The sequence below is a fragment of the Spirillospora sp. NPDC046719 genome, from assembly GCF_040645715.1.
Classification (GTDB): Bacteria; Actinomycetota; Actinomycetes; order Streptosporangiales; family Streptosporangiaceae; genus Spirillospora.
Map to the genome: position 1 here is coordinate 1 of NZ_JBEYYT010000382.1, position 9,119 is coordinate 9,119.

The 9,119-nt window shown below is 72.3% G+C and carries 10 protein-coding genes; 3 read left to right on the forward strand and 7 right to left on the reverse strand.

All coding sequences use genetic code 11. The annotated features are described in order from the left end of the window. Positions 1–913: NAD-dependent epimerase/dehydratase family protein (locus tag ABZ914_RS39945; RefSeq protein WP_500199746.1), on the forward strand; the 913-nt coding region annotated here is incomplete at its 5' end. 48 nt (positions 914–961) lie between these two features. Here the strand turns inward: ABZ914_RS39945 and ABZ914_RS39950 are convergent. Continuing rightward, on the reverse strand, positions 962–1,942 hold the full coding sequence (locus ABZ914_RS39950) for an aldo/keto reductase (protein WP_500199747.1): 981 nt from the start codon (positions 1,940–1,942) through the stop codon (positions 962–964). A 121-nt stretch (positions 1,943–2,063) separates the two neighbouring features. Here ABZ914_RS39950 and ABZ914_RS39955 point away from each other — a divergent pair, with 121 nt between their 5' ends. Next, positions 2,064–2,669: a TetR/AcrR family transcriptional regulator gene (locus ABZ914_RS39955; RefSeq protein ID WP_500199748.1), complete on the forward strand. Its 606-nt coding sequence runs from the start codon at positions 2,064–2,066 to the stop codon at positions 2,667–2,669. A gap of 64 nt (positions 2,670–2,733) precedes the next feature. On the opposite strand, the gene ABZ914_RS39960 is transcribed toward ABZ914_RS39955, so the two are convergent. The 6 genes from ABZ914_RS39960 to ABZ914_RS39985 are packed head-to-tail and all read right to left on the reverse strand — an operon-like array spanning position 2,734 to position 8,550. Beyond that, entirely contained in the window at positions 2,734–3,576 is an 843-nt protein-coding gene (locus ABZ914_RS39960; RefSeq protein WP_500199749.1) for a fumarylacetoacetate hydrolase family protein, read from the reverse strand. Positions 3,577–3,583: 7 nt separating this feature from the next. Beyond that, positions 3,584–4,435: an alpha/beta fold hydrolase gene (locus ABZ914_RS39965; protein ID WP_500199753.1), complete on the reverse strand. Its 852-nt coding sequence runs from the start codon at positions 4,433–4,435 to the stop codon at positions 3,584–3,586. Further along, positions 4,432–5,607, reverse strand: coding sequence for an acyl-CoA dehydrogenase family protein (locus ABZ914_RS39970; RefSeq protein WP_500199754.1), 1,176 nt, complete (start codon positions 5,605–5,607; stop codon positions 4,432–4,434). Before ABZ914_RS39970 ends, ABZ914_RS39965 begins: the two co-directional genes overlap by 4 nt. 2 nt (positions 5,608–5,609) lie before the next feature. After that, the gene (locus tag ABZ914_RS39975; RefSeq protein WP_500199756.1) at positions 5,610–6,458 is read right to left on the reverse strand and encodes an alpha/beta fold hydrolase; all 849 of its coding nucleotides are present in this window, start codon (positions 6,456–6,458) and stop codon (positions 5,610–5,612) included. Next, positions 6,455–7,378, reverse strand: a complete 924-nt coding sequence (locus tag ABZ914_RS39980) for a VOC family protein (RefSeq protein ID WP_500199758.1) — start codon at positions 7,376–7,378, stop codon at positions 6,455–6,457. The genes ABZ914_RS39975 and ABZ914_RS39980 overlap by 4 nt, the downstream gene beginning before the upstream one ends. Further along, entirely contained in the window at positions 7,375–8,550 is a 1,176-nt protein-coding gene (locus tag ABZ914_RS39985) for an acyl-CoA dehydrogenase family protein (RefSeq protein WP_500199760.1), read from the reverse strand. The genes ABZ914_RS39980 and ABZ914_RS39985 overlap by 4 nt, the downstream gene beginning before the upstream one ends. Before the next feature lie 308 nt (positions 8,551–8,858). Here ABZ914_RS39985 and ABZ914_RS39990 point away from each other — a divergent pair. Next, the coding region (locus ABZ914_RS39990; protein WP_500199761.1) for a hypothetical protein at positions 8,859–9,119 on the forward strand (261 nt) is incomplete at its 3' end.

The following is a 9,119-nucleotide window of genomic DNA, read 5'->3' on the forward strand; positions in this document are numbered from 1 at the left end:
GGACGGCAGGGTGGTGCGCGCCAGGGTGCGCTCGACGGCCCGCGAGGCCGACGTGCGCGCGGCCGTGCGACGCGGCGGCGCGGACGACGCCGGCCTGGAGGTCGTCGCGGCGGACCTGACGGCCGACGACGGCTGGGCCGCCGCGGTGGCCGGCTGCGCGGAGGTCCACCACGTCGCCTCGCCCATCCCGGCCGCCCAGCCCGACGACCCGGACGAGCTGATCGTCCCCGCCCGCGAGGGCACGCTGCGGGTGCTGCGCGCCGCGCGCGCGGCGGGCGCCCGGCGCGTGGTGCTGACCTCGTCCTTCGCCGCGGTGGGGTACACGCCGAAGCCGGGCGCCGAGTACACGGAGGACGACTGGACCGATCCCGGCACGCCGGGGCTGGCGCCCTACCCGCGCTCCAAGGCGATCGCCGAGCGCGCCGCGTGGGACCTGATGGGCGGCGGCGGGGACGGCGGTACCGAACTGGTCGCCGTGAACCCGACCGGCATCTTCGGGCCCGCCCTCACGTCCGTCCCGGGCTCCTCGATCCAGCTGATCAAGGCCATGCTCGACGGCGCGATGAAACGCGCGCCGCGGCTGCGCTTCGGCATCGTCGACGTCCGCGACGTGGCCGATCTGCACATCCGCGCGATGGCGGCGCCCGGGGCCGCGGGCCGTCGCTTCCTGGCCGTCGGCGACGGCCCGGCGCTCAGCCTCCTGGACATCGCCGCCGTCCTGCGCCGGCGGCTCGGCCCGCTCGCCGCGCGGGTGCCCACGGAGGAGGAGCCGGGCGACGGGCCGCCGCGGCCGATCATCCGCAACGACCGGGCCCGGACGGAACTCGGCTGGCGGCCGCGCCCGGCCGAGACGACGATCGTGGAGTCCGCCGAAAGCCTCCGCGACCTCGACCTCCTCAAGGCGAACGAATGACGAACCGGACGGCCCTCACCCGCGTCCCACACCTCGATCACGGGGTGGTCAGATCCAGGTGGGAAGGGCGTTCTCGGCGTAGCGGGCGCCGAAGCCGCCGGCCGGCAGGATCTGGGCGATGGCGTCCAGGTCGTCGCCGGTGAGTGCGAGGTCGGCGGCGGTGGTGTTCTCTTCGACTCGCTGGGGGCTGCGGGTGCCGGGGATCGGGACGATGTCGTCGCCCTGCGCCAGGATCCAGGCCAGCGCCAGCTGCGAGACGGTCGCGTTCTTGGTGGCGGCGAGTTCGGTGAGCCGCTCGACGGCCTTCAGGTTCTTTTCGAAGTTGCCGGGCTGCCAGCGGGGGTCGTGGTTGCGCATGTCGGTGGCGTCGTAGGACCCGGCGGGCTTGGCGGTGCCCGTGATGAAGCCGCGCCCCAGCGGTGAGTAGGCGACGAACCCGATGCCGAGTTCGCGCAGCACCGGGAACAACTGCTCCACGTCGCGTTCGAACAGCGAGTACTCGGTCTGCAGCACCGAGACGGGCTGGACGGCGTGGGCCTTGCGGATGGTCTGCGGGCCGGCCTCCGACAGGCCGAAGTACTTCACCTTGCCCGCGTCGATCAGTTCCTTGACCGTGCCGGCGACGTCCTCGATCGGCACGTCGGGGTCGACGCGGTGCTGGTAGAGCACGTCGAGGTGGTCGACGCCCAGGTAGCGCAGGCTGTTGTCGGCGACCTTGCGGATGTTGTCGGGGCGGCTGTTGAGGGCGCGCGTGAACCCGTTGGTCAGGTCGAAGCCGAACTTGGTGGCGATGACCACCTCGTCGCGGACGCTCTTGAGCGCCCTGCCGACGAGGATCTCGTTGGAGCCGGTGCCGAGGCCGTAGAGCTCGGCGGTGTCGAAGAACGTGACGCCCAGGTCGAAGGCGCGGCGGATGGCGGCGATGCCCTCCCGCTCGTCGCCGGGGCCGTAGGCCATCGTCAGTCCCATCGTGCCGTAGCCGATGGCCGAGGTGACCAGGCCCTGGCGCCCCAGAGTGCGCTGCTGCATGACCAACCCTCCGTGAAGGAATCGCAAGGAACGAACCAGACCGTTCGGTATGGTCCGGCTCCACCGTACCCACCCCCGCGAGCGAGTCAAACCGAACGGTTCGGTTGGCTAGGCTGGGGCCATGGCCAGCACCGAGCCCGCCCGCGCCGACTCCACCCGGGACCGGATCGCCGCCGCCGCCCGCGACGAGTTCGCCCGGCACGGAATCGCCGGCGCCCGGGTCGACCGGATCGCCAAGGCCGCCCGGACCAGCAAGGAACGCGTCTACGCCTACTTCCGCAGCAAGGAGAAGCTGTACGAGCACGTCGCCGCCGCCGAACTCGCGGCGGCGGCCGGCGCCGTCCATCTGGATCCCGCCGATCTGCCCGCCTACGCCGGGCAGCTGTTCGACTACTTCAACGCGAATCCCGACCGGTACCGGTTCGTCGCCTGGGGTCGCCTGGAACCGGCCGTCGCGCCCGACGGCGACCGCGGCCCGTACCGCGAGGCGATCCTGGCCAAGATCGAGACCGTCCGCCGCGCCCAGGAGGCGGGCGACCTCGACCCCGCGTGGGATCCCGTCGACGTCCTGGCGGTGGTCTCCCAGATCGCGCACACCTGGCTCGACCAGGCCGAGATGGCCGCCGTCGCCCGCCGCGCCGCCGCGGACACGGCGCCGGCCGCGCGCCGCGCCGCCGTCATCCGCGCCGTCACCGCGATCTTCCCGCCCGCCCGGCGCCCTTCCTGAGGGACCCCGGGCCGAGAAAAGGAGCCCCGGCCCTTGTGGGGCCGGGGCTCCGGGGGGGGGCGGTTCAGCGGAAGGTGTGCTCCATCTCGCCGATGCCCTCCACCCAGGTGCGCAGCGTCTCGCCGGGGTGAAGGAACCGCTGGGGGCTCCTGCCGAGGCCGACGCCGTCCGGGGTGCCGGTGAAGATCACGTCGCCGGGGCGCAGGGTGATGACCTGCGACAGCTTCGCGATCGTGCGGGGGATCGAGATGATCAGCCTGGACGTGCGGCCGTCCTGCACCGTCTCACCGTCGATCGCGCAGCCGAGCGCGAGGTCGTCGCGGTCGGGGATGTCGTCGAGGGTGACGAGCCAGGGGCCGATCGGCGCGAACCCCGGGTAGGACTTGGCGAAGCCGAACTGCGGGGCCTCGCCGGTGAACTGGAGGATCCGTTCCGAGAGGTCCTGGCCGACCGAGAGGCCGGCCACGTGGTCCCAGGCCGCGTCGGCCGTGACGCGGTGGGCCGTCCGGCCGATGACCGCGACGACCTCGACCTCCCAGTCGGTGTGGCCGCCGTCGGGCAGGGCGATCTCGCCGTAGGGGCCGGTGATGGACGAGGCGAACTTGGTGAAGACCGGCGGCAGGTCCTTCGGCGGCTCGAAGCCGGTCTCCGCGGCGTGGTCGGCGTAGTTCAGCCCGATCGCGATGACCTGGGACGGCGCGGGCGACGGCGAGCCCAGCCGGGCCGCGTCGATCTCGACGTCGGGCGCGGGGGCGGCGGTCGCCGCCCATGCGGTGAAGGCGTCCCAGTGGTCGTAGACGCTCTGCGGGTCGGGGCCGAAGCGGCCGGCCGAGGCGGTCGCGATGTCCGCGGCCTTGCCGTCGGAGACGACCAGTACGGCCCGGCCCGCGTGGTTGGCGATGCGCATGTCTTCCTTACAGGTGGCCGTCGATGAGGCCCGTCAGGAGCCGCTCGAAGGTCTCGGGGTGCTCGATCTGCGTCCAGTGGCCGCACCGCCCGAGGACGTACAGGTCCGCGTTCGGGATCGCGGCGGCGAAGTACTCGCTCGCGGCGACCGGGATGATCCGGTCGTCGCGGCCGTGGACGCAGAGCACCTCGTGGGTGATGGTCGCGAGTTCCTCGCGCGTGAAGAAGCGCCGGGCGCCGTTCGGGTCGAACGACGCCTCGTGCGAGCGGCGGACGTCCTCGCGGTTCACGTAGGCCATCCGCTCGGCCACGACCCGGTCGACCGTGGCGCGCAGGGGTTCGAGGTCGTACACGAACTCGGTGAGCAGCCCCTTGAGGGACTCGGCGCTCGGGCTCGCGTAGAACTCGCGCAGGTGCGCGAGGCCGGGGCTGACCGGCATGTCCGGTGCGCCGCCGCTGCCCATCAGCAGGATCCTGCCGACCAGGTCGGGCCGGGCCAGCGTCATCAGCAGGGCGAGCTGGCCGCCCATCGAGTTGCCGACCAGGTGGACCTTCTCCAGGCCGAGACCGTCCACCAATGCCAGCAGCGCCTCGGCCCGCAGCTCGTTGAACGGGCCCATGCCGCGCGGCGCGTCGACGGGGTGCGAGGAGTCCCCGAACCCGATCTGGTCGGGCGCCAGGCACCAGTACCGGGGTCCGAGATCGGTGATGATCCGCTCCCAGTTGGACAGCCCGGTCGCGCCCGGCCCGGAGCCGTGCAGGAACAGCACGGCCTCCGAGCCGCGCTCGCCCGACTCGTGCAGCCGGAACGTCAGCTCGCCGCCGCGGACCTCGACGGCGACGTCGGACGAGGTGATCACAGGTGCACCTCCGCGAGCTTCTCGGCGCCGAGGTGCCGGCCGCCCCACGCCTTGGCGAGCGGGTCGCCGAAGAGGAAGGCGTGGCTCCCGGCCGCGATGGCGTCCTGGAACCTCGTCTGCAGCGGGTGGTCGACGAAGGCGGAGCGGCCCGACGAGACGCGCATCAGCGCCTGGACGGTGTCGACCGCCGCGTTCGCCGACCGGGCGACGTCCCAGCGCCAGAAGGCGCGCTGCTCCGGCGACGGGATCTCGCCGCGCTCGGCGTGCTCCATCAGCTCGGAGGCCGTCCGCCTGACCTTCAGGACGGCGGCGTCGAGCTGCCAGGCCGCCTCGGCGAGATGGTCCTGCACGACGGGCTCCTCGCGGAGCAGCTGGCCGTAGTTGGTGCGGCGTGCGCGGGTCTCGGTGACCCACTGGTCGTAGAAGCCGAGGCAGGCGCCGAGCGCTCCGGCGGCGATGATCAGGTTGAACGTGACCGCCCACGGCGTCCGGTACAGCGGCCCGTCGTTGAGCTCCTGGCCGGGCAGCGGGGTGCCGAGGCCGTGCGTGTAGTACACGTGCGACTGGCCGCGGTGCTCGGGCACGAACACGCCGTCCACGACGATGTCGTTGGAGCCGGTGCCGCGCAGGCCCGCGACGTTCCAGGTCTCCTCGATCCGGTAGTCGGCCTCGTCGAGGATCACGGAGGTGAAGTCGGGGTACTCGGTGCCGTTCACCTCGCGGCGCCCGGCGATGCCGCCGAGGATGACGCCGGAGCAGATCCCGCTGCCGGAGGAGAAGCTCCAGCGCCCCGACACCCGGTAGCCGCCGGGGACCTTCTCGATCCTGCCGGTCGGCGTGTACGACGAGGCGATCCTGCGGCCCGGGTCGTCGCCCCAGACCTCCTTCTGCGTCTCCTCGGGGAAGAGGGCGATCTGCCACGGGTGGACGCCGACGACGGACGCCACCCAGCCCGCGGACGCCGACGCGCGGCCGATCTCGATCACCGTGTCGGCGTACTCGGCGAGGTGGGCCTCGCCGCCGCCCCAGCGGGCCGGCTGCAGCGCGCGCAGCACGCCCGTCGACTCCAGCGCCGCGACGGCCTCCTCGGTGAGCCTCCCCTGCTCCGCGCCCGCCGCGTCGGCCGCGGCGAGCGCCGGCGCGGCCGCCCGCGCCCTGTCGATCATGCTCATGGTCATTCCGCCCCGTTCCCGACGAAGGCCCGCACGATCGCCTGGAAGCGCGCGGCCTGCTCGATCTGCGTCCAGTGGCCGCACTTGTTGATCACGTAGAGGTCCGCCTGAGGCAGGTGCTCGGCGAGGTAGTGGCCGCATTCGAGCGGCACGATGACGTCCTGGCGGCCGTGCACCACCAGGGCCGGGACATCGATCTTCGCGAGGTCGTCCGGCCCGAAGGCGAGCATCTCCGGCCCGAACATCGCCCGGTGCCCGGCCTCGATCCAGGGCCGCCGCACGATCGGCATCCGCTCCGCCGCGACCGCCTCGACCGTGTCGCCGAAGGCGCTCTTGTCGTACACGAACTGGATGAGCAGGTCCGCCATCGCCTCGACGGTGGGATCGTCGAAGTAGGTGATGAGCTTGATCAGCTCCGGCGTGGGCTCCAGGCCCGGCATGCCACCCGAGCCCATAAGCACGAGCCCGGAAACGAGGTCCGGCCGGAGCTGGGCGATGCGCAGCGAGTACATCCCGCCCATCGAGTTGCCGACGAGGACGACCTTCTCCAGGCCCAGCGCTTCCACGAGTTCCAGCAGCGCCTCGATGCGGACCTCGGCCTGCGCGGTGAAGCCCTGCGGCTGCGGGTCCGGATGGCTGGAGTCGCCGAAGCCCAGGATGTCGGGGGCGACGCAGTGGTAGGTGTCGCCGAGCCCCTCGATGACCTCCCGCCAGTTGGACGCGGCGGTCACGCCCGGCCCGGACCCGTGCAGGAACAGCAGGGCGGGCGCGCCCGGCGTGCCGGTCTGGTTGACGCGCAGGTGGCGGCCGCCGCCGATCGCGACGTCCTCGGTGCGGATCGCGGTGGTCATTCGCCCGCCTCCCCGCCGGCGACGGTGCGGAAGATGCCGGGCGGCCCGTCGATGTACGCCTGGGAGCGGTGGTGGCCCCAGATCGACGGCAGGTCGTGGTTGCCCGCGACCCACGTCAGGTCGTCGACGGTGATCCCGCCGTGCCCGTACTCGATCTGCATCGACGACGGGGTCTGCACGTAGATGGAGGTCATCAGGTCGTTGGTGTGCCGGCCGAGCGACAGCAGGATCTCCCGCTCCGGGTCGGCGGTGAACAGGTCGATCGCGGTGCCGAGGTCGTCGAACGACTCGACCTCCAGCATCAGGTGGTTGATCCCCGTCATGCCGGGGATCTCGGCGACCGCGAGGGAGTGGTGGCGGCCGTTGCAGTGGTAGAAGCGCAGGTTGAAGATGTCGCTCTTCACCCGGTCCGACAGCCGGAAGCCGAGCGTCTCGGCGTAGAACGCGTTGGCCCGCTCCAGGTCCGGCACGATCAGCACGACGTGGCCGAGGCCGAGGTCGCCGGTGACGAAGCGGCCGCGCATGGGACGCCCGGGGAAGAACGAGTTCGGGTGCGAGTACTGCCCCCAGACCAGCTCGTGCCGGTTCCCGAACGGGTCGGCGAACCAGTGCAGCTCGCTGACCTGGCGCTCCTTGAGCTCCTCGGTGGTCCCGGCGTGCAGCTCGACGCCCTTGCCGCGCAGCTCGGCGACGTAGGCGCGCAGCTCGGTCTCGTTGCCGCAGTCCCAGCCGATGTAGCGGAGCTCGTCCTGCTCCGCCGGGTGGACGGCGATCCGGTAGCCCTTGTCGTCGACCTTGACGCGGACCGCGCCGTCGGGGCCGTCGTCGGCGATGACCGCGCCGAGCAGCCGGGTGGCGTAGTCGCGCCACTCCTCGGCCTTCGGCGACGCGATGCCGAGGTAGGCGAGTTGCGATATCACAGCATGACCTCCGGGGCGGACGAGTCGAGGAGCGCGGCGCCGTAGTACTGGCCGACGCCGTCGGAGACGAGGAACGCGTGGCCGAGTTCGGCGATGACGTCCTGGTAGAGGCGGTGCAGCGGGTGGTCGAGGAAGACGGTGCGGCCCGAGGCGACCCGCATCAGCTTGTTGATCGCGAAGCCGGTCTCCTGGCAGCCCTTGGTGACGTTCCAGCGGAGCCGGGCGCGCTGCCGCTTGTCCAGGAACGCGCCGGCCTCGGCGGCCTCGGTGATCGTGTCGATCGCGTCGTACATCTTCATGACGGCCGCGTCGTGCACCCATTCGGCCTCGGCCAGGTGCATCTGCATCAGCGGGTCGTCGGCGTAGGTGCCGCCCCAGTTCGCCTTGCGGACGCGGGTGTCGGCCGTCCAGTCGTCGAGGACGCGGCGGGCGAGCCCGAGCATCGGCGCGACCAGCACCAGGTTGAACATGACCGCCCACGGCACCTTGTAGAGGGCGCTCGGGTTGGTCTCCATGCCCGGCGCGGGACGGTCGGGGTTGTACTCGTAGAGCGGGCTGGACAGGAAGCGGCGCTCGGGGATGAAGGCGTCGGCGGCGACGATGTCCTTGCTGCCGGTGCCGCGCGAGCCGCGGACGTGCCACGTGTCGTCGATGGAGTACTGGTCGCGGTACAGCAGCGCGGACCCGTAGTTCGGGACCTCGACGCCCGGCGCGACCTCGACCTTCCCGGCGAACCCGCCGAGGATCACGCCCTGGGCGTGGTCGCAGCCGGAGGAGAACGACCAGCGGCCGTGCACCCGGTACCCGCCGTCGACCGGCTCGATCCTCCCGGTCGGCGCGTAGGAGGACGAGGCGTTCCAGTCCGGGTCGGACTCCCAGATCTCGGCCTGCGTCTCCTCGGGGAAGAGGGCCAGCTGCCACGGGTGCGACCCCATGACCCCGGCCACCCAGCCGGCGGACGGCGCGATCCGGCCGAGTTCGTAGACGCTCGTGAGGTGCTCGCGCAGCGAGAGCTCGGCGCCGCCCCAGCGCTTCGGCTGGAGGCCGCGCATCAGCCCGGTCTCGCGCATGTACGTGAAGGCCCGGCCGGTCAGCGCGCGCTGCTCGGCCGAGAGGTCCTCCTCGGCGCGGAGCTCCGGCTCCAGCCGGCGGATCTCGTCCAGGACGGTCATCGGTGACGTTCCTTCGGTGTGGGGAGGGCGGGAGAGCGTGACCGGCATCTCTGTAACAGTCACTACATGGACCGTAGAGCGATCGCTCCGGGGAAGGCAAGAGGGAGCGGCAAGATTCTGTGACCGCGCACACAGCTCCCCGTCGTTCGAGGTCGCCGGCCGGTTGGGTGTGTGGGCTGCTGAAATCGAATGAGATCAGGCCGGGGGAGGGGTGGGGAGAGCCTTCGGCGGTCCGGCCGGGGTTGCGCTCGGCTGGTGACTGGTGTCACGGTAAAGGTCTGTAGTAATCACTCCATGGAGGAGCTGCCGTGCCGCACACCCCACCCTGGGAGCCGGGGTCGCTCGCGTCGCTGACCGGGGTCGGCCCCGGCCCGAGCGCCCGTGACAAGCGGGTCGCGCTGCGCGCCGCGCTCGCCGCCGCCGTGCCCCGGCCGGGCGCCGACGGGCCGGGCACGGGGATCGAGCCGCTGGTGCTGCCCGGCGCGACCGACGCCCTCGGCGCCCGGCTCGTCGAGGACGCCGGCTTCGCCGCCGTCTACGCCACCGGCGCCGGGCTCGCGAACGCCGGC

Excerpts from the sequence above, each read along its gene's own strand:
- ABZ914_RS39985 (WP_500199760.1), bottom strand. The coding sequence starts at position 8,550 with ATGACCGTCCTGGACGAGATCCGCCGGCTGGAGCCGGAGCTCCGCGCC.
- ABZ914_RS39955 (WP_500199748.1), top strand. The coding sequence starts at position 2,064 with ATGGCCAGCACCGAGCCCGCCCGCGCCGACTCCACCCGGGACCGGATC.
- ABZ914_RS39960 (WP_500199749.1), bottom strand. The coding sequence starts at position 3,576 with ATGCGCATCGCCAACCACGCGGGCCGGGCCGTACTGGTCGTCTCCGAC.
- ABZ914_RS39975 (WP_500199756.1), bottom strand. The coding sequence starts at position 6,458 with ATGACCACCGCGATCCGCACCGAGGACGTCGCGATCGGCGGCGGCCGC.
- ABZ914_RS39970 (WP_500199754.1), bottom strand. The coding sequence starts at position 5,607 with ATGAGCATGATCGACAGGGCGCGGGCGGCCGCGCCGGCGCTCGCCGCG.
- ABZ914_RS39950 (WP_500199747.1), bottom strand. The coding sequence starts at position 1,942 with ATGCAGCAGCGCACTCTGGGGCGCCAGGGCCTGGTCACCTCGGCCATC.